Source organism: Nocardia takedensis NBRC 100417 (assembly GCF_000308695.1).
In the GTDB taxonomy this organism is placed as follows: domain Bacteria; phylum Actinomycetota; class Actinomycetes; order Mycobacteriales; family Mycobacteriaceae; genus Nocardia; species Nocardia takedensis.
The window spans coordinates 148183-172628 of sequence record NZ_BAGG01000021.1 but is presented as its reverse complement, the minus strand read 5'-3'; the positions used below and the strand labels follow the sequence as shown (position 1 = coordinate 172628).

At 69.2% G+C, this 24446-nt stretch carries 29 protein-coding genes; 13 read left to right on the top strand and 16 right to left on the bottom strand.

Annotation, left to right across the window (positions count from 1 at the left end; translation table 11 throughout):
- Positions 1 to 20 precede the first annotated feature (20 nt).
- Positions 21 to 1370 carry an MFS transporter gene (locus ON30_RS05755; protein ID WP_040704715.1) on the top strand — a complete coding sequence of 450 codons (1350 nt, stop codon included), beginning with the start codon at positions 21 to 23 and terminating at the stop codon, positions 1368 to 1370.
- 8 nt (positions 1371 to 1378) lie between these two features.
- Here ON30_RS05755 and ON30_RS05750 read toward each other — a convergent pair whose 3' ends face one another.
- The 4 genes from ON30_RS05750 to ON30_RS05735 all read right to left on the bottom strand — a co-directional run bounded on the left by ON30_RS05750 (position 1379) and on the right by ON30_RS05735 (position 5033).
- A complete protein-coding gene (locus ON30_RS05750; RefSeq protein ID WP_040704714.1) occupies positions 1379 to 1975 on the bottom strand; it encodes an LppU/SCO3897 family protein in 597 nt (198 codons plus the stop codon).
- Between the two features lie 176 nt (positions 1976 to 2151).
- Positions 2152 to 3573: an NAD(P)(+) transhydrogenase (Re/Si-specific) subunit beta gene (locus tag ON30_RS05745; RefSeq protein ID WP_040704713.1), complete on the bottom strand. Its 1422-nt coding sequence runs from the start codon at positions 3571 to 3573 to the stop codon at positions 2152 to 2154.
- Between the two features lie 3 nt (positions 3574 to 3576).
- A complete protein-coding gene (locus tag ON30_RS05740; RefSeq protein ID WP_040704712.1) occupies positions 3577 to 3903 on the bottom strand; it encodes an NAD(P) transhydrogenase subunit alpha part 2 in 327 nt (108 codons plus the stop codon).
- Positions 3903 to 5033 carry a Re/Si-specific NAD(P)(+) transhydrogenase subunit alpha gene (locus tag ON30_RS05735; protein WP_040704711.1) on the bottom strand — a complete coding sequence of 377 codons (1131 nt, stop codon included), beginning with the start codon at positions 5031 to 5033 and terminating at the stop codon, positions 3903 to 3905. The genes ON30_RS05740 and ON30_RS05735 overlap by 1 nt, the downstream gene beginning before the upstream one ends.
- A 406-nt stretch (positions 5034 to 5439) precedes the next feature.
- Between ON30_RS05735 and ON30_RS05725 the strand changes: the two genes are divergently transcribed.
- The 3 genes from ON30_RS05725 to ON30_RS05715 are packed head-to-tail and all read left to right on the top strand — an operon-like array spanning position 5440 to position 7384.
- Positions 5440 to 5907 carry an HIT family protein gene (locus tag ON30_RS05725; RefSeq protein WP_040704709.1) on the top strand — a complete coding sequence of 156 codons (468 nt, stop codon included), beginning with the start codon at positions 5440 to 5442 and terminating at the stop codon, positions 5905 to 5907.
- Complete coding sequence (locus ON30_RS05720; RefSeq protein ID WP_051028962.1) at positions 5904 to 6743, top strand: maleylpyruvate isomerase family mycothiol-dependent enzyme; 840 nt, start codon at positions 5904 to 5906, stop codon at positions 6741 to 6743. Before ON30_RS05725 ends, ON30_RS05720 begins: the two co-directional genes overlap by 4 nt.
- Before the next feature lie 2 nt (positions 6744 to 6745).
- Positions 6746 to 7384, top strand: a complete 639-nt coding sequence (locus ON30_RS05715) for a Type 1 glutamine amidotransferase-like domain-containing protein (protein ID WP_040704708.1) — start codon at positions 6746 to 6748, stop codon at positions 7382 to 7384.
- A gap of 9 nt (positions 7385 to 7393) precedes the next feature.
- On the opposite strand, the gene ON30_RS05710 is transcribed toward ON30_RS05715, so the two are convergent.
- Both ON30_RS05710 and ON30_RS05705 read right to left on the bottom strand, forming a co-directional pair.
- Positions 7394 to 7900 carry a GtrA family protein gene (locus tag ON30_RS05710; RefSeq protein WP_083911157.1) on the bottom strand — a complete coding sequence of 169 codons (507 nt, stop codon included), beginning with the start codon at positions 7898 to 7900 and terminating at the stop codon, positions 7394 to 7396.
- A gap of 47 nt (positions 7901 to 7947) precedes the next feature.
- Positions 7948 to 8259 (bottom strand): hypothetical protein, encoded by a 312-nt coding sequence (locus tag ON30_RS05705; RefSeq protein ID WP_040704707.1) that lies wholly within the window; start codon positions 8257 to 8259, stop codon positions 7948 to 7950.
- 190 nt (positions 8260 to 8449) lie between these two features.
- Between ON30_RS05705 and ON30_RS05700 the strand changes: the two genes are divergently transcribed.
- Positions 8450 to 9808 carry an FAD-binding oxidoreductase gene (locus ON30_RS05700; RefSeq protein ID WP_040704706.1) on the top strand — a complete coding sequence of 453 codons (1359 nt, stop codon included), beginning with the start codon at positions 8450 to 8452 and terminating at the stop codon, positions 9806 to 9808.
- A gap of 37 nt (positions 9809 to 9845) precedes the next feature.
- Positions 9846 to 10154 (top strand): GNAT family N-acetyltransferase, encoded by a 309-nt coding sequence (locus ON30_RS05695; protein ID WP_040704705.1) that lies wholly within the window; start codon positions 9846 to 9848, stop codon positions 10152 to 10154.
- 7 nt (positions 10155 to 10161) lie between these two features.
- Here ON30_RS05695 and ON30_RS05690 read toward each other — a convergent pair whose 3' ends face one another.
- Positions 10162 to 10659, bottom strand: coding sequence for a hypothetical protein (locus tag ON30_RS05690; RefSeq protein WP_063719829.1), 498 nt, complete (start codon positions 10657 to 10659; stop codon positions 10162 to 10164).
- Positions 10660 to 10802: 143 nt separating this feature from the next.
- Complete coding sequence (locus ON30_RS05685; RefSeq protein ID WP_063719828.1) at positions 10803 to 11318, bottom strand: DUF4265 domain-containing protein; 516 nt, start codon at positions 11316 to 11318, stop codon at positions 10803 to 10805.
- Between the two features lie 146 nt (positions 11319 to 11464).
- On the opposite strand from ON30_RS05685, the gene ON30_RS05680 reads away from it, so the two are divergent.
- The 3 genes from ON30_RS05680 to ON30_RS05670 all read left to right on the top strand — a co-directional run bounded on the left by ON30_RS05680 (position 11465) and on the right by ON30_RS05670 (position 12528).
- Positions 11465 to 11890: a DUF4189 domain-containing protein gene (locus tag ON30_RS05680; protein ID WP_040704702.1), complete on the top strand. Its 426-nt coding sequence runs from the start codon at positions 11465 to 11467 to the stop codon at positions 11888 to 11890.
- Between the two features lie 160 nt (positions 11891 to 12050).
- The gene (locus ON30_RS05675) at positions 12051 to 12260 is read left to right on the top strand and encodes a hypothetical protein (RefSeq protein ID WP_040704701.1); all 210 of its coding nucleotides are present in this window, start codon (positions 12051 to 12053) and stop codon (positions 12258 to 12260) included.
- Between the two features lie 64 nt (positions 12261 to 12324).
- Positions 12325 to 12528, top strand: a complete 204-nt coding sequence (locus ON30_RS05670) for a hypothetical protein (protein ID WP_040704700.1) — start codon at positions 12325 to 12327, stop codon at positions 12526 to 12528.
- A gap of 238 nt (positions 12529 to 12766) precedes the next feature.
- Here the strand turns inward: ON30_RS05670 and ON30_RS05665 are convergent, their stop codons facing one another.
- From ON30_RS05665 to ON30_RS05650, 4 genes are all read right to left on the bottom strand, one after another.
- Positions 12767 to 13927, bottom strand: a complete 1161-nt coding sequence (locus ON30_RS05665; RefSeq protein ID WP_040704699.1) for an acyl-CoA dehydrogenase — start codon at positions 13925 to 13927, stop codon at positions 12767 to 12769.
- A 120-nt stretch (positions 13928 to 14047) separates the two neighbouring features.
- The gene (locus ON30_RS05660) at positions 14048 to 14746 is read right to left on the bottom strand and encodes a TetR/AcrR family transcriptional regulator (protein WP_040704698.1); all 699 of its coding nucleotides are present in this window, start codon (positions 14744 to 14746) and stop codon (positions 14048 to 14050) included.
- Between the two features lie 74 nt (positions 14747 to 14820).
- Positions 14821 to 15321 (bottom strand): 5-(carboxyamino)imidazole ribonucleotide mutase, encoded by a 501-nt coding sequence (gene purE, locus ON30_RS05655; RefSeq protein ID WP_040704697.1) that lies wholly within the window; start codon positions 15319 to 15321, stop codon positions 14821 to 14823.
- Positions 15318 to 16490 carry a 5-(carboxyamino)imidazole ribonucleotide synthase gene (locus ON30_RS05650; protein ID WP_245553951.1) on the bottom strand — a complete coding sequence of 391 codons (1173 nt, stop codon included), beginning with the start codon at positions 16488 to 16490 and terminating at the stop codon, positions 15318 to 15320. The genes purE and ON30_RS05650 overlap by 4 nt, the downstream gene beginning before the upstream one ends.
- A gap of 87 nt (positions 16491 to 16577) precedes the next feature.
- Between ON30_RS05650 and ON30_RS05645 the strand changes: the two genes are divergently transcribed.
- Complete coding sequence (locus tag ON30_RS05645; protein WP_040704695.1) at positions 16578 to 17120, top strand: GtrA family protein; 543 nt, start codon at positions 16578 to 16580, stop codon at positions 17118 to 17120.
- Here the strand turns inward: ON30_RS05645 and ON30_RS05640 are convergent.
- From ON30_RS05640 to ON30_RS05630, 3 genes are all read right to left on the bottom strand, one after another.
- Positions 17117 to 18424 carry a sensor histidine kinase gene (locus ON30_RS05640; protein ID WP_040704694.1) on the bottom strand — a complete coding sequence of 436 codons (1308 nt, stop codon included), beginning with the start codon at positions 18422 to 18424 and terminating at the stop codon, positions 17117 to 17119. The genes ON30_RS05645 and ON30_RS05640 overlap by 4 nt on opposite strands.
- 1 nt (position 18425) lies before the next feature.
- Complete coding sequence (locus ON30_RS05635; protein WP_040704693.1) at positions 18426 to 19103, bottom strand: response regulator transcription factor; 678 nt, start codon at positions 19101 to 19103, stop codon at positions 18426 to 18428.
- Positions 19104 to 19175: 72 nt separating this feature from the next.
- Positions 19176 to 19718, bottom strand: coding sequence for a PH domain-containing protein (locus ON30_RS05630; RefSeq protein ID WP_040704692.1), 543 nt, complete (start codon positions 19716 to 19718; stop codon positions 19176 to 19178).
- Positions 19719 to 19886: 168 nt separating this feature from the next.
- On the opposite strand from ON30_RS05630, the gene ON30_RS05625 reads away from it, so the two are divergent.
- Complete coding sequence (locus tag ON30_RS05625) at positions 19887 to 20843, top strand: acyl-ACP desaturase (RefSeq protein ID WP_040704759.1); 957 nt, start codon at positions 19887 to 19889, stop codon at positions 20841 to 20843.
- A gap of 169 nt (positions 20844 to 21012) precedes the next feature.
- Here ON30_RS05625 and ON30_RS05620 read toward each other — a convergent pair whose 3' ends face one another.
- Complete coding sequence (locus tag ON30_RS05620) at positions 21013 to 21846, bottom strand: biotin--[acetyl-CoA-carboxylase] ligase (RefSeq protein WP_373282499.1); 834 nt, start codon at positions 21844 to 21846, stop codon at positions 21013 to 21015.
- A gap of 390 nt (positions 21847 to 22236) precedes the next feature.
- Between ON30_RS05620 and ON30_RS05615 the strand changes: the two genes are divergently transcribed.
- Both ON30_RS05615 and ON30_RS05610 read left to right on the top strand, forming a co-directional pair.
- Entirely contained in the window at positions 22237 to 23877 is a 1641-nt protein-coding gene (locus ON30_RS05615) for an acyl-CoA carboxylase subunit beta (RefSeq protein WP_040704690.1), read from the top strand.
- Between the two features lie 179 nt (positions 23878 to 24056).
- Positions 24057 to 24374 carry an acyl-CoA carboxylase subunit epsilon gene (locus ON30_RS05610; protein ID WP_040704689.1) on the top strand — a complete coding sequence of 106 codons (318 nt, stop codon included), beginning with the start codon at positions 24057 to 24059 and terminating at the stop codon, positions 24372 to 24374.
- Positions 24375 to 24446: the final 72 nt, after the last annotated feature.

Below are 24446 nucleotides of genomic sequence, written 5' to 3'. Positions count from 1 at the left end.
CGATCGGTACTTTCGAACAGGTGCCGACTCCGACGGTCGAGAGCCGACTGCGCAAAGCCAGGGCGGCCGTGTTCGCGGTCTTCGCGCTCAACGGTTTCCTGCTCGCGCTGTGGGTCGTGCACATCCCCGCGATCTCCGATCGCACCGGCGTCACCAAATCCACCCTCGGCACTTTCATCCTCGCGCTGGCGGGCGCGGCCTTGATCGGCATGCGTCTGGCCGGTCCACTCGCCGACCGCTTCGGCAGTCGCGCGCTGGTGGCCGCCGCGGGCACCCTGATCTCGGTGGCCGTGGTCGGCCCCGCGCTGGCGAACGGCCCCGGCACGCTCGCGCTCGCGCTGGCCTGTTTCGGCCTGGGCAACGGCGCGCTCGACGTCTCGATGAACACCCAGGCGGTCCTGGTCGAGCGGGCCTACCACCGACCGATCATGTCGGCCTTCCACGCCCTGTTCTCGGCGGGCGGATTCCTCGGGTCGCTGCTCGGCGCGGCCACCCAGCGCGCGGGCCTCGCCCCGCCGGTGACCTTGGGACTGGCCGCCCTCGCGGGCGTCCTCATCGTGGCCGCGGCGGTCACGCTGCTGCTGCGCGCCGAGGAAACCCGTTCCCCCACCGACATTCTCGACGCCGAACCCCTCCCTGCCCCGGCGACCACCGACCTCCGCTACGCAACCGCCGAGCCGCCGGTAGCGGCCGCGACCAGCGATGCGCCCGATGCCTTCGTGTACCGCGAGGACTCCGGCGCACTCGCCGACCGGCCCGCCGGGGAGAAACCGTCCGACTCCACTCGGGACCGGCGGGACAAGGCGCGCGTCATCTTCGGGCTCGCGGCGATCGCGTTCATCGCGCTGCTCACCGAGGGCGCGGCGGCGGATTGGAGCGCGTTGCAGGTCCGCGAACATCTCGGCGCGGACGAGGCCACGGCGGCGCTGGCCTTCGGCGCGTTCTCCTTCACCATGACGGCGGGACGGTTCGCGACCGACCGGATCGCGGGCCGGTTCGGGCCGGTGGCGGTGGTCCGTTACGGCACGTTGATCTGCGCGGCCGGTCTGGCGATCGTCGTGGTCTCGGGTCTGACACCGCTGACACTGTTCGGTTGGGCGCTGGTCGGTCTGGGGCTGTCCGGCAGCATCCCGCAGATCTTCACCGCCGCGGGCAATCTCGGCTCGGCGACCGCCGCCACCGATATGTCGCGGGTGTTCAGCATCGGCTACCTGGGTCTGCTCGCGGGCCCCGCCCTCATCGGCTGGCTGACCGCGCTCATTCCCCTGACCGCCGCCTTGATCGTCCCGCTGGTGGCGGTCCTGATCTGCGCGTGGTCCGCCGATATAGTCGCTCCACGCGCCCCCGGTGATCGGCCCCTGCGACTCTGACGCACCGATCAGCGCGGGCGCACCAGGCAGAAGGTCAGGGGTTCGGGAACCGCGTAGACCAAGGTGTTCTCCTCGGTCGCGGCCGCGCCGCAGGCGGATCGGTCGGCCAGTCCGCGCACCATCCGCTCGACCTCGAAATCGGCGGCGGCCGTGCAGCGCACGCGCGTCACCGTGCCCGCCATCGACCCGTTGACGCAGTCGCCCTCGACCACGTTCAGGCGCAGGCACAGCGTGAACGCGTCGTCACCGGTCTGGTGGTAGCCCGCGTAGTCGGCGCCCGCGCAGGCGGCGTCGGCCCCCGCGAGTCGCTGGGCGACGACGTAATTGGCCTCCGGGTCGGCGCAGTCGCGCGGTTCCATCGCGGCGGCGGCGGTGTTTCCCGACAATTTCGCGCACCGCCCGACATCGGCCTGCGCGTCACCGCTGCCGACATAGCCGCGGGCGACGAAGATCGCCAGACCGATCACCGCGAAGACGCCGATCAGTTTCAGCGCGGCGACGAAGGTGCTGTCGGTTTCCACCGTGCTGTCGGATTCCGTGGCGGCGTCGGATTCCTCGGTGCGGGACTCGAATTCCCGTCGCGGGTGATGCGGCCGGTTGTCCAACCCACATCCCCTCCCTCACAACTCGAAAACTCACCGCCCGGAGGCGGACGAACTCTGGCGGCAAATGTAGCCGATATCCGAATCCGTCGCGGATTCACCTCGGTGCGACGCGGGTCACCGAACGGCGAAGCGGCCCCCGCCACGAGGCGGGAGCCGCTCCACTCGAATACGTTGTGCTACAGCGCCTTCAATTCCTCGGTGACCGCGCCGACGGATTTCTTCGCGTCGCCGAACAGCATGGAGGTGTGGTCGGCGTAGAACAGCGGATTGTCGATTCCGGCGAATCCGGAGTTCATCGAACGCTTGAGCACGATGACGCTCTTGGCCTGATCGACATTCAACACGGGCATACCGTAGATCGGGCTGGCCGCGTCCTCGCGCGCCGCCGGATTGGTGACGTCGTTGGCGCCGATCACCAGGGCGACGTCGGTACGGCCGAATTCGCCGTTGATGTCGTCCATTTCCTTCATGGCGTCGTAGGAGACCTCGGCCTCGGCCAGCAGCACGTTCATGTGTCCGGGCATGCGACCCGCCACCGGGTGGATGGCGTATTTGACCTCGACGCCCTTGGCCTCGAGCAGTCCGGCCATCTCCTTGACCGCGTGCTGGGCCTGGGCCACGGCCATGCCGTAGCCGGGCACCACGATGACCTGGTTGGCGTATGCCATCTGGATCGCGGCGTCCGCGGCGCTGGTGGCCTTGGCCTGCTTCTGCTCACCGCCGCCGCTCGCGCCGGGCGCGGCGCCCCCGCCGCCGAATCCGCCCGCGACGATCGCCGGGATGGACCGGTTCATCGCCTTGGCCATCAGGTTGGTCAGGATGGTGCCGGACGCGCCGACGATCATGCCCGCCACGATCATCGCGGTGTTGTTCAGCGCCAGGCCCGCGGCCGCGGCCGACAGACCGGTCAGGGCGTTGAGCAGCGAGATCACGACCGGCATGTCCGCGCCGCCGATCGGCAGCACCACCATCAGGCCGAGCACACCCGCGGCCAGCAGCAGCACGACCATCCACCACCACGGCGCGCCGCCGTCGGAGGCGCCCAGACCGATGACCACCGCGGCGGCGACCGAGACGATCAGCAGCAGCAGGTTCAACGGCTGCTGGAGTTTGCCGACGCCGATCGGCTTGCCGGGCAGGATCTCCTGGAGCTTGCCGAAGGCGATCAGCGAACCCCAGAACGAGATCGAGCCGATGATCGCGGCGAACAGCGAGCCGACGATGATGTGCACGGTCGGTTCCTCACCGTGCTTGAACGCCGAGAAGCCGCTGGTGTCGAGGAATTCGGCCCACGCGATCAGCGCGACCGTGCCGCCGCCCACGCCGTTGAACGCGGCGACCAACTGCGGCATCGCGGTCATCTTGGTGTAGCGGGCGGGCGGGACGCCCAGGACCACGCCGACCACCAGGCCCGCGATGATCAGGAACCAGTTGCCGGTGTCGCGTACCGCGATCAGGGTGGCCACCACGGCCAGACCCATGCCGACCGCCGCGATCCAGTTGCCACGCACCGCGGTCTTCGGGCCGGTCAAGCCCATCAGACCGTAGATGAACATCGCGAACGCGACGATGTAGAGGATGTTGACGAGATTGTCCATGGTCTACTTCCCCGCCTTCTCGGCGCCCGCGGCGGGAGTGGCCTTCTTGCCCTTGAACATGCCGAGCATGCGGTCGGTGACCACGAAGCCGCCGACGACGTTCAGCGTGCCGAAGACCAGCGCGACGAACAGGATGATCTGGATGCCGATGGACGGGTCGTCCATCTTGCCGAGGGTGACCAGCGCGCCGAGCACCACGATGCCGTGGATGGCGTTGGTACCCGACATCAGCGGCGTGTGCAGGGTGTTGGGCACCTTGGAGATGACCGCGAAGCCCACGAACCCGGACAGCACCAGGATCGCGATATTCGCCAGGAGTTCGGTGTACATCAGCCCTGCACCTCGGTTTCTGCCTCACGGGTCACACAGGAGTCGGCCAGCACCTGATCGGCGAAATCGGGGGCGAGTTTGCCGTCGACCACCATCAACTCGAGCAGGGCGGAGATGTTCTTGGAGTACAGCTCCGACGCGTGTTCGGGCATGGTGGCGGGAAGGTTGAGCGGGGAGGCGATGGTGACCTGGTGCTTGACCACGATCTCGCCGGGTTCGGTGAGTTCGCAGTTGCCGCCGGTCTCGCCCGCGAGGTCGACGATGACGCTGCCGGGCTTCATGCCCTCGACCGCGGCGGCGGTGACCAGGCGCGGCGCGGGGCGGCCGGGCACGAGCGCGGTGGTGATCACCACGTCGAAACCCTTGATCGCGTCCTCGAGCGCCTTCTGCTGCTGGGCCTTCTCCTCGTCGGTGAGTTCGCGGGCGTAGCCGCCCTCACCGGCGGCGTCGATGCCGAGGTCGAGCCACTGCGCGCCGACCGAGCGCACCTGGTCGGCGACCTCGGGGCGCACGTCGTAGCCGGTGGTGCGGCCGCCCAGGCGCTTGGCCGTGGCCAGCGCCTGCAAGCCCGCGACGCCGACGCCGAGCACGAGCACGGTGGCGGGCTTGACGGTGCCCGCCGCGGTGGTGAGCATCGGGAAGAAGCGGGTCGATTCGGAGGCCGCGAGCAGTACGGCCTTGTAGCCCGCGACGTTGGCCTGCGAGGACAGCGCGTCCATGACCTGCGCCCGCGAGATGCGCGGGATGGCCTCGACCGCGAAGGCCTGCACGCCCGCCGCTTTCAGCGCGCCGATCGAGTTCTCGGCGTTGCGCGGGGCCAGGAATCCGATGAGGGTCTGCCCGGAGGACAGTTTCGCCACCTCGGCGTCGGTGGGCGGGGCCACTTTGACCACGACCTCGGCCGACCAGGGGTCGCCGATGGTCGCGCCCGCCTCGGCGTAGGCTTCGTCGGGGATGAGCGCACCCAGTCCGGCGCCGGATTCCACCACCACGTCCACGCCCAGTTTCAGCAGCGCGGGAATGATCTTGGGCACCAATGCGACACGCCGTTCGCCCGCGTGAGACTCGCGAACGACACCGACACGCGCTCCGCGCGGCGACGAGTCGCCCGCGCTCTGCGTTGTCTCCACTTGTCAGACTTCCTTCTCGTGCTGGCCGTTAGCCATCGAACGACGGACAGACTAAGTTACCGACGGGTAAGTTAGCCCGAATCCTCGCAACTGTACCTGGGTCGCGGTGAGCGTAGCTGAGATGCCCGTCACATGCCCGAACCGCAGTCGGTCCGCGGACGACCCCGGAGCGACGGCGCGGCGGCCCAGGACCTGATTCACATGGCCCGAGCGGGTTCGAGCACCCGCGCCGCGAACACCGACAACGCTGGTGGCACCGGCGAAACCGCACGCGGCGGGCCCCGCAGCAGCCGCGCCGGGACCGCGCGACCCAGTGGCGCGTCACACAGCGACGCGGCCGACCACATCATTCGAGTCGCCCGATTCGGGCTGTTCCGCGGCGACCGTACGCCGTAATGTCGCGGGTGTGAACGACTGCGTCTTCTGCCGCATCGTGGCGGGCGAAGCTCTGGCGACGAAGGTCTACGAGGACGACACGCTGTGCGCGTTCCTCGACATCCGGCCCATCGCCCGCGGGCACACCTTGGTCATCCCCAAGAGCCACGCCGCCGAACTCGACGACCTCGCCCCCGACCTCGGCGCGCGGATCTTCCGACTCGGCCACCGGCTGGCACTGGCAGCGCGCCGCGGCGGCCTGAGCGCCGACGGGGCCAACCTCGTCCTCAACGACGGCCGCGCGGCCTTCCAGACCGTGCCGCACATCCACCTGCACGTCATCCCGCGACGACGGGGCGATACCTTCGCCTTCGCCAAGGGATTCCTGCTGCGCAGGCCGCACGACCCGATCGCGACCGCCGCCGCCCTCGGCGCCGGACTCGCGGCCCTGGACCCACCGGACGCCGGGGACACCGACAGGGAAGGAACACCGTCATGAGTACGGACACGCCGGACCGCGCCGAACTGAGCGCGCTGCTGTCGGAGCAGTGGGCGAGCAACGCGGCCCTGGTCCGGGATCTGGACGAGAACACTTGGCGCGCACCGTCTCCGCTGCCGGGCTGGACCGTCTTCGACGTGCTCGCGCACCTGGTCGCCATCGAATCCTGGCTGCTCGGCGAACCGCTGCCGGCGCGCGATCCCGCGCGCGAGAAGATCGATGTCACCACGCTGCCGCACGTGCGCAACGAATTCGGCGTGCAGAACGAGATCTGGCTCGAACGCCTGCGCCCGCTGACCGGCGAAGCGCTGCTGGCGCGCTTCGAGGAGGTCACCGACGCCCGCCGCACCGCGCTGGCGAAGATGGACGAGCAGCAGTGGAACGAACCCACCGCCTCGCCGATCGGGCAAGTGCCCTACGGCCGGTTCATGCGGGTGCGCCTGTTCGACTGCTGGCTGCACGAACTCGACATCGCCGACGCCCTTGACCGCACGGTCGCCGAAGGCGGCCCGCGCGGGGACGCCGCCTTCGGCGAGATCACCGGTGGCCTGCCCCGCGTCCTGGTGAAACTCGGTGGCGCGCCGGACGGTTCGCGCATCCGTTTCGAGCTCACCGGCCCGCTCGCGCGCACCCTCGACATCGCCGTGCAGGGCCGCGCCCGCTACGTCGACGGATTCGACGAACCGCCCACGGTGACCCTCGGCCTGGACTCCGGACTGCTGGCGCGCCTGTGCGGCGGACGCACCACCGCTGACACCCACCTGGACGACATCACCCTGGGCGGGGACGAGGAACTCGGCCTGCGTCTGGTCCGCAACCTCGCCTTCACCATCTGACAGTGCGACTGTTCCTGTCCTCCTACCGTTTCGGCGCGCACCGGGACCGATTGCTCGACATGGTCGGCGCGCCGGGACGGGTCGCGGTGATCCCGAACGCCTGCGACGCCTGGCCCGCGATGTGGCAGGGCGCGGTCACCAGCGATCTCGGCCCGCTGCGCGCGATGGGTTTCCGGCCCGAGGTGCTCGACCTGCGCGACTACATCGGCGAGCCCGACAGCCTCGCCCGCCGGATGGCCGAATTCCCGCTGCTCTGGGTGCGGGGCGGCAACACCTTCGTGCTGCGCGCCCAATTCGCCCGCAGCGGAGCCGATCTGGTGCTGCCCCGGTTGCTCGCCGAGGACGCGCTGGTCTACGCCGGCTACAGCGCGGGCGCGTGCCTGCTGACTCCCGACCTGCACGGCCTGGAGACCAGCGACGATCCCGGCGAGGTCGAACCGACCTGCGGAGTCGCCCCGCGCTGGGACGGACTCGGCCTGGTGGACCGCCCGATCGTGCCGCATCTGGATTCGCCCACCGATCCCGACGGCTTCGGCGACCGCCTCGCCGCCGACCTGCGGGCCCGCGGCGTACCGCACTGGGGACTCACCGACGACGAAGTCGTGGTGGTCGACGGCGACAAGGTCGAGGTGCTGCGCTGACCTGGGCGTTCAGAACGGCAGCACGCGCTCCCGATTGCGGAAGACCACCCACCGCATCGCGCTGTACATATAGACGGCCTCGCACGCGCCCGCCAGCAGTCGCGCGAGGTGGTATTCCACGCCGAGCGCGGCCAACCCGGTGCCGACGCCGAGGAGGAAGGCCAGATAGTTGATCACCACCACCACGACGTAGATCGCCGCCTGGCGGCCAATCGGCGCGTGCGAGTGGAAGTTGAAGGTGCGGTTCAGCACGAAGGCCAAGCCGAACGCGCAGAGGTAGCCGAGGGTGACCGACAGCCACACCGGCCAGTCCAGCACGCCGTGGAACAGCGTGAGCAGCAGCAGGTCCACGCCGAAGGTGAAGCTGTTGATGACCGCGAACCCGAGCAGGGTCGGCGGGACGACACGATCCAGCCCGAACGGCAACCGTTGCACGACGGTCTCGCAGAGACGGGTGAACCGGACGACGAGGGTGTCGGTGATGGTCGTGTCGGTGGTGGCCGCCGGATCGAGCACGAGGCCAGCTTGCCCGGCGCAGGTGTCCGTCAGGTGAACCCCGCCGGTCAGCCGAGTCCGGTCTCGAGTCCCCGATCGCGCAGGCCCGCCCACACCTGCCGCCAGCGACGTTCGGTGACCGCGTCGGCGCCGGACAGGATCGCGTCGAGCAGATCCTCCGGATCCTCGCGCCAGCGCCGTTCGAGGCGACTCACCGCCTGCTTGCCGAACAGACCGGACCGGTCCAGCGCGTCCGTCCACTCCCGGACCTCGCCCTCGCGCAACCTGCGCAGCGCGGCCTCGTCCAGTCCCCCGTCGGCCACCTCCTGCGCGAAGGCCGCGGCGACCAACTCACGATATTCCGGCGTTGCGCTCGCCATCGGACCTGCCCTTCCACGAATGCCCCTCGGGCACGACACCAGCCCCCGTGCACCCCTGCCGCGCGGTCGACACCGCGTCGATGCCACGGTAACCCCGGCACGTTGCCGCCGCGTAACCGGAGCGTCCCCGGAGACGCGGATCACGGCGCGTCCCCGGCGCACCGCCGCCCGGCGACTACCGTTGGACGGCGTGGACGTGGCTGACCTGATCGCACTGCTGCCCCCGGGAACGGTGCTCACCGACCCCGACGTGCTGGCGGGATACCGACACGATTGGGCGCGCGACCCCGACGCCGGCACACCACTGGCGGTCATCCGCCCGACGAGCACCGCCGAGGTCGCCGCCACCCTGCGCTGGGCGAACGAGAACCGGGTGCCGGTGGTGCCGCGCGGCGCGGGCTCGGGACTGTCGGGCGGGGCGGGCGCGGTCGACGGCGGACTCGTGCTCAGCACCGAGAAGATGCGCGAGATCACCGTCGACCCGGTGACCAGGACCGCCGTCGCCCAGCCCGGCCTGCTCAACGCCGAGGTCAAACGGGCCGCCGCCGCCCACGGCCTCTGGTACCCGCCGGACCCGTCCTCGTTCGAGATGTGCTCCATCGGCGGCAACGCCGCCACCAACGCGGGTGGACTGTGCTGCGTGAAATACGGCGTCACCACCGATTACGTCCTCGGGATGCAGGTGGTGCTCGCCGACGGCTCCGTGGTCGCGCTGGGCGGTCCGCGCCTGAAGGATTCGGCGGGACTGTCGCTGACCAAACTGTTCGTCGGCAGCGAAGGCACCCTCGGCGTCATCACCGAACTGACCCTGCGCCTGCTGCCCGCCCAACCGCGGCAGAGCACCGTCGTCGCCACCTTCGCGACCCTGACCGCCGCCACCGACGCCATCCTCGCCATCACCGGCGCGCTGCGGCCCTCCATGCTCGAATTCATGGACTCGGTCGCCATCAACGCCGTCGAGGACGAACTGCGCATGGGCCTGGACCGCTCGGCCGCGGCCCTGCTCGTCGCGCGGTCGGACGCCCCGGGCGACTACGCCGCCCGCGAAGCCGAGATCATGGTCGCCGCCTGCGAGAAGGCCGGCGCCGACGCCGTCTTCCACACCGAGGACGAAACCGAGGGCGAGGCGTTCACCGCCGCCCGACGCTTCGCGATCCCCGCCGTGGAGAAGATCGGGCCGCTGCTGCTCGAGGACGTCGGCGTGCCGCTGCCGCGCCTGGCCGACCTCGTCACCGGGATCGCCGCCATCGCCGCGCGCAACGACGTGCTGATCTCGGTGATCGCGCACGCGGGCGACGGCAACACCCACCCGCTGATCGTGCACGACCCCGACGACGCCGAGCACACCGCGCGCGCCCACCGCGCCTTCGGCGAGATCATGGACCTGGCGATCCGACTCGGCGGCACCATCACCGGCGAACACGGCGTCGGCCGACTCAAGAAGGCGTGGCTGCCCGACCAGGTCGGCCCCGAAGTGATGGCGCTGACCAAGCGCGTCAAGGACGCCCTCGACCCGCACGGCATCCTCAACCCCGGCGCGGTGCTGTGACCGGAACATATCCCCCGACCCAGGAGTTCGACAGAACATGACCACCAGGCTCGAGCACAACACCGCCGACACCCGCTTCGAGATCTACCTCGACGACACCCTCGCCGGCTACGCCGACTACGCCGAACGCGAGGACGCGAAGGTCCGCGACTTCCACCACACCATGACCTTCCCCGAGTTCCGGGGCCGCGGCGTCGCCGGTCAGGTCGTGGGCTACGCGCTCGACGAATCGCGCGCCGAGGGCTTCACCGTCATCCCCACCTGCTGGTACGTCGAGAAATACATCGAGGACAACCCCGGCTACGCCGACCTGCTCGCGAGCCGCGCGCCCCGCGCCGGAATCTGACCGACGCTCAAGCCGACCTGGCCGTCAGGCAGAATCGGATCGCATCGACCACGGTCAGCCCCGACGGGATCCGGTCCGGCCGCAGTGGCGTGATCCAGGCGCGATGGAACACGCCCCGATCGGTCGGCGACGGCAGAGCGATCGCCGCCTCCCCCTCCAGGACTGTGATCCTGTTGCGCCACAACGGCGCGTCGCGCGCGATCACCTCGCGGGTGACGTCGGCGCGGACCAGGAACGTCCACGTCGCGCTGCGCGGATGCGACACGATCGGCACACCGACGAACGCGCGCCGATCCAAGTCGACCTTCACGATCTGCCCCAGCCCCGCGGGCGCGACGATGCCCGTCACCGCGCGGGCGCGCAGAGTGATGCGGCCGGTCTCGGCGTCCAATTCCGCGGGCAGGCCGCAGATGTCGCGATAGAACGCGTGCCGCGTGGCAGGCGTGTCGGACGGGCCGCCGCCGGTCACCCGCGGCAGCGATCCCGTTGTCGATCTGGCGTCCATCCCCATTCCTCCCCTGCGCTACGCGGGCCCGGCGACGGGCCCGCTACCAGCGTGCGGGAGCGGGGCGGGAGATAACAGTGCGCACCCGGGTAGAAGCAGATAGTTTGCCGGGATACCGACCGAGCGGACGCTCGGGTGAAGGGTCAGCGGGGCGCCGCGGCGTCCCACGCGTCGCCGATGCAGCCCTCCTCGTAATCCCAGGACCCGTCCTCGACGCCGCGCAGCAGCAGACCTTTCACCCGGTCCAGGTCCGCCTCGGGCGGCACGTTCAGCGCGACCAGGTCGAACTGCCCGACCCCCTCACCCTCCACACCCAGCGGCGCGAACGCGTCCAGCACCGCCTGCTTGTCCCCCGCCAGCGGGCCGTCCGACAGCGGGATCACCCGGATCGTGCAATTGCCCGAGGACGCCAGGTGCTCGGTCACCACCAGGCGACCGTCCTCGTCGCGCACCGCCCGCAGCACATCGCCGTCGGACAGGCCCCGCACGAAGAACGGGATGTTGTCCAGCACGAACAGGTCCGGTTCGTCGGTCGGCCTGGCCCACATGGTCTCGGTCGCCACCGGCGGCCAGCCGTCCTCGTCGACGTCCAGGTCGAAGAAGACCCGGACCCGTCGGTCGTCCGCCTCCGTCTCGGGCACCCTCTGTCCATCGGTCACCCCGCCAGCATGCCCGACCGGACCGCCGTCCGCGCGACCCATCGCCGGGCGCGTCGGTATACCGCTGGGTTTGGACGGAATCGTTCCCAGCGGCCATGATTGCCGTGGTCCGGTACCGGACCGTATTCCTAGAGAGAGACAGTGCGATGGGATTGATGGGTAAGGTCGGCTTCGCCGTCGCGGCGAGCAGCCTTGCGGTGGGGTCGGTACTCGGGGCGGGTTCGGCCAACGCGGCCGGCCTGTACGCCGCGATCGCGGTCAGCGGCCAGGAATGGACCTACGGCACCAGCGTCGACGAGGCGAGCTACGAGGACGCGCGCGCCGCGGCCCTGGCCTCCTGCGGCGCCGCCGACTGCCAGATCGCGGTGGCCTGGGCCAACGGGTGCGGCGTGCTGATCGAGAGCGAGCAGGGCGTGGCCGTCGGCTCCGGCCCGAACCGCGCCGAGGCCGAACGCGACGCCTACGACCGACTCGGCAAGATCACCCCCACCGCCCCGCTCGCCAACGTCGGCTCCGCCGCGCTGAGCGGCGCGTCGGTCATCGACGTCGTCTGCACCAGCAACGCCGCCTGACACCGACACCGAAATCGGGCCGGGATCCCTCGATCCCGGCCCGATTCCGTTCTCCACCCGAAACCGACCGCCCGACTTCCCTTCCGCCCCCACAACTCCCGTGTAATACCCACCCGCCCCGCACCCGATGGACCGGATAGCAGGCGGATGGGAGCAGGGGATGAGCAAGCCGTGGCAGCGCGTCGCACTACGGATCGAACAAACACTGGGGGTACTGGCCGTGCTCGCCCTACTGGCAGGCGCCGTCTACATCACCGACCCCGACCACTACGACGACCCACCCGGCCCCGCCCAGATCACCGGCGGCCCGGTCATCCTCCCCCTCAACCCCAACCACTGGCCCACCACACCCCCCACCCCGACCCCGTGAACGGAACCATCGAACTCGCGACAGAGGAAGCCGGTGCCGAGTGTCGGAAAAGCAGGCTGCGACAGTGATCTATCACGCCGAAGTCGAACGCGACGGACAGTTCTGGCTCGTCCACGTCATCGAGATCGACAAATGGACCCAGGCTCGCGACCGCCATGAGGTCGACCCCATGACACGAGATCTGATCTCGATCATCGACGAGATCGACCCGGAATCGATCGAAGTGGATGTGTCTTTCGCGATTCCCGCCGAAGCCGAATGGCCCTGAGAGTGCTCGAAAATTGCCCGAGTTGGCCGATTCGCCAACGCACGGACGCCGCACCGGCTGAGCCAGACCATGGCCTCGTGTGCTTGCCGGGTTGAGTCAGTGATCGCGCAATCGCTTTCGGCGACGGCTGCGTCCGTGCGGTGATCGACCGGGTGCTCCGGCAATCAAACCATCCAAGGCCTACAAGCGGCCGGAACGAGGTGGCGTTGCCGGGCGGAACACCCGGTCGACCGCGGAATCAGCCCTTGAGCAGGGCGCGGGACATGACTACCCGCTGGATCTGGTTGGTGCCTTCGTAGATCTGGGTGATCTTGGCGTCGCGCATCATGCGTTCGACGGGGAAGTCGGTGGTGTAGCCCGCGCCGCCGAAGAGTTGGACGGCGTTGGTGGTGACTTCCATGGCGACGTCGGAGGCGAAGCATTTGGCGGCGGCGGAGATGAAACCGAGGTTCTTCTCGCCGCGTTCGGCGCGGGCGGCGGAGGTGTAGACCATGAGGCGGGCGGCCTCGATCTTCATCGCCATGTCCGCGAGCATGAACTGGGTGTTCTGGAAGTCGGCGATCGCGGTGCCGAACTGCTTGCGATCCTTGGTGTAGGCCAGTGCGGCGTCGAGCGCGCCCTGGGCCAGGCCGACGGCCTGCGCGCCGATGGTCGGGCGGGTGTGGTCGAGGGTCTGCAGGGCGGTCTTGAAACCGGTGCCCGGTTCGCCGACGATCCGGTCGCCCGGGATGCGGCAGTTCTCGAAGTACAACTCGGCGGTGGGCGAACCCTTGATGCCGAGTTTGTGCTCGAGCGGGCCGACGACGAAGCCTTCGTCGTCCTTGTGGACCAGGAACGCCGAGATGCCGTTGGCGCCCTTGTCGGCGTCGGTCACCGCCATGACGGTGTACCAGGAGGACTTGCCGCCGTTGGTGATCCAGCATTTGGAGCCGTTGAGGATCCAGTCGTCGCCTTCGCGGCGGGCGCGGGTGCGCATGCTCGCGGCGTCGGAACCGGCCTCGCGCTCGGACAGCGCGTAGGAGGCCATCTCGCCGTTGACGATGTCGGGCAGCACCTGCTGCTTGAGTTCGTCGGAGCCGTTGAGGATCAGGCCCATGGTGCCGAGTTTGTTGACGGCGGGGATCAGCGAGGAGGACCCGCAGACCCGGGCGACCTCTTCGATGACGATGCAGGTCGCGACCGAGTCCGCGCCCTGGCCGCCGAACTGTTCGGGCACGTGCACGGCGTTGAAGCCGGAGGCGTTCAGCGCGGACAGCGCCTCCTCCGGGAACCGCGAGTTACCGTCGACGTCCTTGGCGTAGGGGGCGATCTCCTTCTCGGCGAGGGCACGGATGGCCGCGCGCAGCTCGTCGTGGAAGTCCTCGAGCCGGAACAGGTCGAAATCCGGATTTCCCGCCATTGGGCACGCTCCTCGGGTGTGGGTCTCGGTCGGCACTCAGTGCCACACATCCACGAGTGTACGCCCTCACCCCTGCGTTACATGCGGATGCCCTGTGGCACCCAGTGTCAGATTAGCTTGCTATTCGCTTTCCGACAGCGTACCCAGCCGACGCGCGACCAGATCGGCGACCTGCCGGGTCGGCATATCCCGAGGGAAGACGGCCACGACCACCTCACCGGCGTCACGTGGCGGGACGCCGCCGCGCGGAATCTCGGCGAGAACGTCTCGCAAATCGGTCGCATCCGCCGAGGACTCGCCGCGCACCATCCGTCGCAGCAGGTAGTTGTGGGTCGCGGTGACCGCCGCCGTGAACTGGACCCTGGCCAGATCCGACGCCTCGGGCTGGCGCTCCCGCAAATAGTCGGTGAACAGTCGCTCGTAGCGGAACACCGTCACGATCTCGCGGTCGCGCAACGCGGGCACCTTGCGCACCACCCGGTAGCGCCGCGCCGCGATCTCCCGCCACTGGGTGAACCGCTCGAACACCTGCACCACCGCGGCGCACACCGCGTCCCACGGATCTTCGCGCGAGGCGTCGAGATAGGCCGCCGCGAGCGCGAGTTGCGACTCGTGATCGGCGAAGATCACGTCTTCCTTGGACCGGAACTGGCGGAAGAAGGTCCGCCGCGAGATCCCCGCCGCCTCGGCGACCTCGTCGACCGTCGTCGCCTCGTACCCCTTCTCCTCGAACAGTCGCAGCGCCTGTTCCACCACCGTCAACCGGAACCTCGCGGCGTCCTCGCCCGCCCGTCCCCGCCCGTTCTCGTCAGTGACCACCGCCCCACCGTACTGACCGAACCCCCCGCCCCCGTTCAACCACGGTGCGACCGGAACGCGACCGAGTGCTCCGCTCAGCCGAGGAGGCGGGTGCGCAGGGCCTGGTCTTTTTCGAGGACGAGGGTTTCGAGGGAGGTCTGGAAATCGCGCATGCGGGTGCGCAGGGTGGGGTCGGTGGCGCCGAGGATGCGGGCGGCCAGGAGGCCGGCGTTGCGGGCGCCGCCGATGGAGACGGTGGCGACCGGGACGCCAGCGGGCATCTGGACGATGGACAGCAGGGAGTCCATGCCGTCGAGGTATTTCAAGGGGACGGGCACGCCGATGACGGGCAGCGGGGTGGCCGAGGCGACCATTCCGGGCAGGTGGGCCGCGCCGCCCGCGCCCGCGATGATGACCTGCAACCCGCGGTCGGCGGCCTCGCGCGCGTAATCGAGCATGCGCTGCGGGGTGCGGTGCGCCGAGACGACGCCCACCTCGAAGGGGATGTCGAATTCGGCCAGGGCCAGCGCGGCGGCCTCCATCGTCGGCCAGTCCGAGTCGCTGCCCATGATCAGGCCGACAAGCGGAGTACTCATGAATGCGGATCCCATCCGTCGGTCCAAATCGCGTGCGACATCCAGTGCGCCGCCCGCTCTGCCTGCTCCCGAACCACCGCGACGTCCTCGCCGAGGATGTTGACGTGCCCGATCTTGCGGTCGGGCCGTTCACCCTTGCCGTAGAGGTGCACCTTCGCGAACGGCATCCGCGCGAACAGGTGGTGCAACCGTTCGTCCATCGACATCGCGGGCGCTTCGGGCGCACCGAGGATATTCGCCATCACCGTGACCGGGGCCAGCGGCTCGGTGTCGCCGAGCGGATAGTCCAGGACCGCGCGCAGATGCTGCTCGAACTGGCCGGTGCGCGCGCCGTCCATACCCCAGTGCCCGGAGTTGTGCGGGCGCATCGCGAGCTCGTTGACCAGCAGCGCGCCGTCGCGGGTCTCGAACAACTCCACCGCCATCACCCCGACGACGCCGAGTTCGCGCGCCAGGTTCAACGCCAGCGTCTCGGCTTGCGCGCCGAGATCCTCGGGCAGGTCGGGGGCGGGGGCGATGACGACCGCGCACTGCCCGTTGCGCTGCACCGTCTCCACCACCGGCCAGGTCGCGGCCTGCCCGAACGGTGAGCGGGCCACCATCGCCGACAGTTCGCGGCGCAGGTCCACCTTGGCCTCGGCCAACAGTTGCGCGCCGCGGCCGAGCTGTTCCACGACCAGGTCGCGGGCTTGTTCGGCGTTCTCGGGCATCCACACACCGCGCCCGTCGTAGCCGCCGCGCACGGTCTTGAGCACAAACGGCCAGCCGTGTTCGTCGCCGAAGCGGACCGCGTCCTCGGGTTCGGCGACCGCCACGAAAGCGGGAACCGGCAGACCCAGCGCCGACAGTTTCGTGCGCATGGCCAGTTTGTCCTGGGCGTAGACGAGCGCGCTCGGCGGCGGCTGCACGTTCACGCCCTCGGCGACCAGCGTCTCGAGGTGTTCGGTGGGCACGTGCTCGTGGTCGAAGGTCAGCGCGTGCGAACCGACGGCGGCTTTGCGCAGCGCGGCCAGATCGGTGTGACTGCCCGCGACCACGTCGGGGCTCACCTGGGCGGCCGGGTCGTCGGGGTGTTCGGCGAGTACGCGCAACCGCTGACCGAGCGCGATCGCGGCCTGATGGGTCATCCGGGCCAGCTGACCGCCGCCGACCATGGTGACGGTGGGCATCGCCGAGGATTCGAAGGATCGGGGTGTCACGTTCACCAATCTTGTCATGTCAGGTGGTAATGACGGCTACCGGTACACTCGGCCCTTGTGTCTTTTGTCGACGGCGTGGTCAACGCCCTCCCCAGCCCCCTGCGGGAGTTGTCGTACCGCCACCACGAGCTGATCAAGTTCGCGATCGTCGGCGCGACGACCTTCGTCATCGACAGCGGCATCTTCTACGCCCTGAAGTGGACCGTTCTGGGCGAGAAACCGGTCACCGCCAAGATCATCTCCGGCGTGATCGCGGTCATCGCCTCCTACGTGTTCAACCGCGAATGGTCGTTCAAGAACCGCGGCGGACGCGAGAAACATCACGAGGCGCTGCTGTTCTTCGTGGTCAGCGGTGTGGGCGTGGCGCTGAGCAATATCCCGTTGTGGATCTCGAGTTACGTCTTCGACCTGCGGCAGCCCGCGGTGAGTTTCACCGTGGAGAACATCGCCGATTTCGTCAGCGCGTTCGTGATCGGCAACTTGTTGCAGATGGCGTTCCGGTTCTGGGCGATGCGGCGATGGGTGTTCCCGGACGAGATCACCGAGATGGTCGAGGATCTCGAGGAGATGCTCGAAGAGGAGCATCTGGACCGCCGCTAACGCGGTTCGGTCACCGAGGCCCCGAGGCGGATCGGCGCGAACGAGCCGAGGAACACCGCGAACAGCGCGGGCCTGCGGCGTTGCAGTTCCAGCCTGCCGCCGTCGGCTTCGATCAACGCACGCGCCAAGGCCAGACCGACACCGGTCGACCCGCCCGCGGAGAAGCCGCGATCGAAGATGTGCGGGGCCAGTTCGTCGCGCACCCCGTGCCCTTCGTCGGCGACCTCCACGCACACCAGCGGTTCCCTGGCGTTGCCGGGCCGCACCGTGCGCACCGAGACGGTGCAGGTGCCGCCGCCGTGCATGAGCGCGTTGTCAACCAGCACCGTGACCGCCTCGCGCAGGCGGGACGCGGTGATCGGCGCGCTGAGCGAATCGTCGCCGGTGAGCACCAGCGTGCGACCGGCCTCGGTGAACGGATGCTTCCACTCCTCGACCACGCCGCGCAGTTCGTTCATCACCGGGATCGGGTCGCGGTCGGCGGCGTCCTCGTCGCGGGAGGCGCGCACCAGGTCGTCGATCGCCTCGGTGAGCCGGTCGACCTGGGCCATCGCCTCCTCGGCCTCGTGCACGACCTCGGGGTCCTTGTGCGCGGACAGTTCGTCCAGGCGCAACCGGACCGCCGTCAACCGACTGCGCAACTGGTGGGAGACGTCGGCGACCAGCGCGTGTTCGCGTTGCAGACGGCCCGCGATCTCGACGGTGGCCGAGTCGAGCACATCGGAGACGCGGTCGAGTTCGGAGATGCCGTGCCTGCGCGGGTCGGGCCGGAAATCGCCCATCGCCAGGCGCGCGGCGCGGGCCGCCACGTCGCGCAACGGGTCGGCGACCCGGCGCGCGGTGAACACGGCGATCGTCACCGCCGCGCCGAGGGAGGCCAGTACCGCCAGCGCCACCACCGCGACGGCCTGCCGCTGGGTGGCGTGCATCGGCGCGGAGGGCACCTCCAAGCGCAGCGATCCGAGTGTGCCCATCGACAGCGACTCCACCAGCGGATCGTCGACCTCGGGCACTCCGATGTCGACCCGGGTGGCGTTGTCCTGCGGAGACGGGTAGACGATCGTGAGCTTGCCGCCGATCGGGACCAGCGCCTGCGCGGCGCGGACGTCGAGATCGCCGGGCACCATCCCGTCCGGCTGTTCCTGGGCGATGACCTCGGCCGCCACCCGCTGCAACCGGTTCTGCAAGTCGTTGCGGGTGATGTCCTCCACCCACAGCCACGCGGTGTAGGTGAGTGGGATGCCGAGCACCATCGTGGTGATGGTGAGCACCGTCAGCATCGAGCGCAGGATGCGGCGGCGCACGTCAGTCGGTGTTCAGTCGGAATCCGACACCGCGCACGGTGACGATGCGGCGTTCGGCCATCGGCCCTTCGTCGCCGATCTTGCGACGCAGCCAGGACATGTGCATATCCAAGGTCTTGGAGCCGCGCAGTTCCGCGTCGCCCCAGACCTCGCGCAGGATCGTCTCGCGCGGCACCACTTGCCCCGCGCGGTCGATGAGGACCTTGAGCAGTTCGTATTCCTTGTTGGCCAGCCCGATCTCGACACCGTTGACCAGCACGCGGCGGGCCGCGGGTTCGAGCCGGATGCCGCCGACCTCCACGGCTTCGTCGCCGATTCCGCTGCGCCGCAACAGCGCCCGCACCCGCGCGAGCAGTTCGGCGAGGCGGAACGGCTTGCCGACGTAGTCGTCGGCGCCCGCGTCGAGTCCGACGACGAAATCGACCTCGTCGGTGCGCGCGGTCAGCATCAGCACGGCCAGATCGGCCCCGCGCGCCCGCACCTGACGGCACACCTCGAGCCCGTCCATCCCGGGCAGGCCGAGATCGAGGATCAGCAGGTCGTGATCGCCTTCGAGGGCGCGGCGCAGGACGGCGGGACCGAAGCTCTCCACCGTGACCGAATAGCCTTCGCGGCCGAGTGCTCGCGAGAGCGGCGCGGCGATGGCCTCGTCGTCTTCGGCCAGCAGTACGGCGGTCATGGACACAGATTACGGATGCCTGCCTGCGGCGGCACGGTGCGCGCCCCGGGGGTGTCGGCGATCATGGGCTGGTCAGTACTCGCCGTCGCCGCGATAGCCGCCGCGCCCGCCCACGGTGCCCCGATCCACCTCGAAGACCTGGTGGTACAGCAGCGCGTGCACCTTCTGGACATTCGGGATGTCGTCGTATTCCAGGGGTTCATCGGAGGAGGAGGCGATGATCAGGGTGCCGGTGCCCAGCAGGCGGTCGAAGATCCCGTGCCGGAACTGCACGCTGGAGATCCGGTTCATCGGGATATCGATCCCGGTGTGGGTCAGCACCCCTTGGCGGATCAGCACCCGGCGTTCGGTGATGATGAAATGCGTCGACTTCCAGCTGACGATCGGTGCGACGCAGCGCCACCCGATCACGGCCAGCCACAGCACCAGCACGACCACCAGCAACGCGGTGCGCGTGGTGCCCTCGGTGGTGCGCGAGACGTAGCCCGCGGCGAATCCGGCCACCGCCGTGGCGAGCACCAACGTGACGGCGGGCCAGAACAACATCTTCCAATGCGGATGGCGATGGAGTAACAACTGCTCGTCCGGCGCGAGCACATCCTCCGGATAACCCATGACCGCACCCTACCTCGAAGCGCTGTCCACATGCCCCACACCGACGCTCGCGGACAGTCCGTTTTCACAGTATGGTCCGGTTCCCCAGCGCACGGGCACGCCGGGTTTTATATTGCCCGAATCCACCCGTCGACAACGGCGCGACGGTTAGACGACGTGGAGGCACGCGTGAGCAAGGACCTGACCCAACTCGAGATCCTCACCGAATTGGAGCCGGTGGCCGAACAGAACCTGAACCGGCATCTGTCGATGGCCAAGGAATGGCACCCGCACGACTACGTGCCGTGGGACGAGGGCCGCAATTTCGCGGCGATGGGCGGGACGGACTGGGCCCCCGAGCAATCCGGGCTGAGCGAGATCGCGAAGATCGCGATGATCACCAACCTGCTCACCGAGGACAACCTGCCCTCCTATCACCGCGAGATCGCGCAGAACTTCTCCCAGGACGGCGCCTGGGGCACCTGGGTGGGCCGCTGGACCGCCGAGGAGAACCGGCACGGCATCGTGATGCGCGACTACCTCGTGGTCACCCGCGGCGTGGACCCGGTGGCCCTGGAACAAGCCCGGATGATCCACATGACCACCGGCGCGAACGCCCCGCAGGACTGGGGCGGATTCCTGGTCAACGTCGCCTACGTGACCTTCCAGGAGTTGGCGACCCGGGTCAGCCACCGCAACACCGGCAAGGTCTGCGACGACCCGGTCGCCGACCGGATGCTCCAGCGCATCGCCGCCGACGAGAACCTGCACATGATCTTCTACCGCAACCTGTGCGGCGCGGCCCTGGACCTGGTGCCCGACCAGGCCGTCGCGGCCCTGACCAGGGTGCTCACCAATTTCGTCATGCCGGGCGCGACCATGCCGAACTTCCGCCGCAACGGCGTCATGATGGCCAAGCACGGCATCTACGATCTGCGCCAGCACCTCGAAGAGGTGGTGCAACCGGTGCTGAAGAAGTGGAACATCTTCGACCGCGACGATTTCGGGCCGCGCGGCGAGCAGTCGCGCGAGGAACTCGCGGTGTTCCTGGAGAAGCTCGAGCAGGACGTGGTCAAGTTCGAGGAGCAGCGCGACAAGATGCTGGCCAGGGAGGCGGCGCGGGCCAAGGCCCCCCAGCCCGTCTGATCCCCGGTCCTGGACGCGCCGAGCCTCGATACCGCCCGGGGCTCGGCACAGCCCGGAAGTGAATGCCGCGCCGAACTCGGTGCCACCTGGGCTCGGTGCCACCCGAACTCCGCATCGCCCGAACCCCGCATCGCCCGGCCCGGTACGGCCGCGGCTCGGGGGCCGGGCGTCAGTACTCCGCGCGCAGGTGGGTGACGTCGCCCGCGGAGATGGCGCGCGAGTCGATGACGATGCGGCCGTGCGCGTCGATGTCGGTGGCGATGCCGGTGAGGACCTCGCCGCCGGGCAGTTCGGCGCGTACGCGCGCGCCCAGGGTCGCGCAGCGCGGGCGGTAGGCGGCGGCGAGGTCGGCGACGTCCCAGTCCGCCGCGCGCCAAGCCGTGAAGCGGCGGTCGAATTCGGTGAGCAGTCCCAGGATCAGGTCGGTGCGGTCCAGGGTCCGCGCCTCGGCCAGCGCGAGCGAGATCGCGTGCGGCACCGGCAACTCCGCCTCCGACAGGGAGACGTTCACCCCCACGCCGATCACCACCGCCGGACTCGGACCGGACACCGCGACCTCGGCGAGGATGCCCGCGACCTTGCGCGCGCCGATCAGGACGTCGTTGGGCCACTTGAGTTTCGCGTCGACCCCGGCGACGCCGCGCAGCGCGTCCACCGCGGCGATTCCGGTCAGCAGCGGCAGCCAGCCCAGTGCGGCGGGATCGATCTCGCGCGGGTGCACCAGCATCGACAGCGAGATCTGGGCGCGCGGCGGGCTGACCCAGTTGCGCGCGTGCCGACCCCGGCCCGCCTGCTGCGCTTCGGCGACGAGGACCGCGGACCGCTGCTCCCCGGCGGCCGCGCGGGCCATCAGATCGGCGTTGGTGGAACCGGTGGACTCGACCACCTCGACGCTGTCGAACAGCGGCAGCGCGGTGGCCACGGCCTGACGCAACCGGTCGACGTCGACGGGTTGCCGAACGGATTCCGGGGAGTGCGGGGAGGGGGAGCTCACCCGTGGCACGCTACCCGGATCGGGCGATCCGCCGGGATTCCCCCGCCCGGTGCGGAACCCGATCGCGCGGGGCGGAAATCGGCGCGAATCCCTCGGCGCGTCGTCGCGCGATTCGCGCCTGCGCGTGCGACGAGGACGGTAATGTCCGCACCGCCGAATTCGCGTTCGCGCGCCGCGGTGGATATCGCGGTCGCGGGCTCGGAGTGACGAATATCGCCCAGGGAAATTCGACAGCGACGATCCGGATCCGTTGTGAGAACCGAAGAATTCGGACCCCTGATCGACCAGCGATTTTCGGCCAGAAATCCTTCCGCAACCGTATCTAGCTGGGGTTTTACTACTGGCGGGTAGCCAGTACCGGGTTCCGGTGACCCCCGGTCTCTGGTTACACTCCGGGACATGACGAGTGTCCAGCAGCAGCCCGCAGCAGGTTCGGCGGGTTCCCCCGATATCCACACCACCGCCGGGAAGCTGGCTGACCTGCGGAATCGGCTGGAAGAGGCGCAGCACCCGATGGGTGAGGCCGCGGTCGACAAGGTGCACGCCAAGGGCAAGATGACCGCCCGCGAACGCATCCTGGCCCTGCTGGATGAAGGCTCGTTCGTCGAACTCGACGCCCTGGCCCGGCATCGCTCGGTCAACTTCGGCCTTGACAAGCAGCGCCCGCTCGGCGACGGCGTGGTGACCGGATACGGCACCATCGACGGCCGCGACGTCTGCATCTTCAGCCAGGACGTCACCGTCTTCGGCGGCAGCCTCGGCGAGGTCTACGGCGAGAAGATCGTCAAGGTCATGGACCTGGCGCTCAAGACCGGCCGCCCGCTGGTCGGCATCAACGAAGGCGCGGGCGCGCGCATCCAGGAGGGTGTGGTCTCCCTGGGCTTGTACGGGGAGATCTTCCACCGCAACATCCAGGCCAGCGGCGTGATCCCGCAGATCTCGCTGATCATGGGCCCGGCCGCGGGCGGGCACGTCTACTCCCCCGCGCTGACCGACTTCGTCGTCATGGTCGACCAGACCAGCCAGATGTTCGTGACCGGCCCCGACGTCATCAAGACGGTCACCGGCGAGGACGTCACCATGGAGGATCTGGGCGGCGCGCACACGCACATGACCAAATCCGGTGTGGCGCACTACGTCGCCTCCGGCGAGCAGGACGCCCTGGACTACGTCAAGGATCTGCTGTCCTACCTGCCCAGCAACAACCGCGCCGAAGCGCCGCGCTTCCCGGCCACCGACCCGATCACCGGCGCCATCGAGGACTCGCTCACCGACGAGGACCTGGAACTGGACACGATCATCCCGGATTCGCCGAACCAGCCCTACGACATGCACGAGGTCATCGCGCGTCTGCTCGACGACGACGAATTCCTCGAGGTGCAGGCCGAGCGCGCGATGAACATCATCGTCGGCTTCGGCCGGGTGGACGGCCGCAGCGTCGGCATCGTCGCCAACCAGCCCACCCAGTTCGCGGGCTGCCTGGACATCGACGCCTCGGAGAAGGCCGCGCGCTTCGTGCGCACCTGCGACGCGTTCAACATCCCGATCATCACCCTGGTCGATGTTCCGGGCTTCCTGCCCGGCACCGGCCAGGAGTACAACGGCATCATCCGGCGCGGCGCGAAGCTGCTCTACGCCTACGGCGAGGCCACTGTGGGGAAGATCACCATCATCACCCGCAAGGCCTACGGCGGCGCCTACGACGTCATGGGTTCCAAGCACATGGGCGCGGATGTGAACCTCGCGTGGCCCACCGCGCAGATCGCCGTCATGGGCGCCTCCGGCGCGGTCGGCTTCGTCTACCGCAAGCAGTTGCAGCAGGCCGCGGCCGAGGGCAACGACGTGGAAGCCCTGCGTCTGGAGTTGCAGAACGAGTACGAGGACACCCTGGTGAACCCCTACGTCGCCGCCGAGCGCGGCTACGTGGACGCGGTCATCCCGCCCTCGCACACCCGCGGTCAGATCGTCTCCGCGCTGCGACTGCTCGAGCGCAAGATGGTCACCCTGCCGCCGAAGAAGCACGGCAACATCCCGCTGTGATTCCGCGATACGCTCTGTGAGCCGCGCACACTTGTTGTCGGGGCACGCGTGCGGCGCGCCCGCACGGGTATCCGGAGACAATGGGTGGATCCGAGGGTGACGGCGTCATCCAGAGACATCGAGGACCGGCGTAGGCCCCAGGCCCACGCCCGATCGAGGTAGAGAGAGGATCTGGCACCGTGACGACCGTGGCAGAAGAAGATGTGTTGACCGCCGCCGAACTGGATCTCACAGTCGATCCGATCACCGAGGACGTCGCGACGGTCACCGAGACCGCCGACGCCGACAGCGCGGGGGATCGGCCGGCCATTCGCATCGTGAAGGGGTCGCCCACCGACGTCGAGATCGCGGCGCTAATCTGCGTTCTCAGCGCGGGCGGCGGCGAAGCGGTCCTCGACTCCGGTCCCGGCGACGCGTGGGGCCGTCCGACCCTCATGCACCGCGGCACCTCGCCGTTCTCGCCGTACGCCTTCCCGCAGTTGTCGCACCTGCGCTGACGTGAAACTCCGCGAGCGCACGCGCGTTTCCGGGCCCGTGCGGCCCGTCCCCCGCTCCAGCGCTCGCGGAGC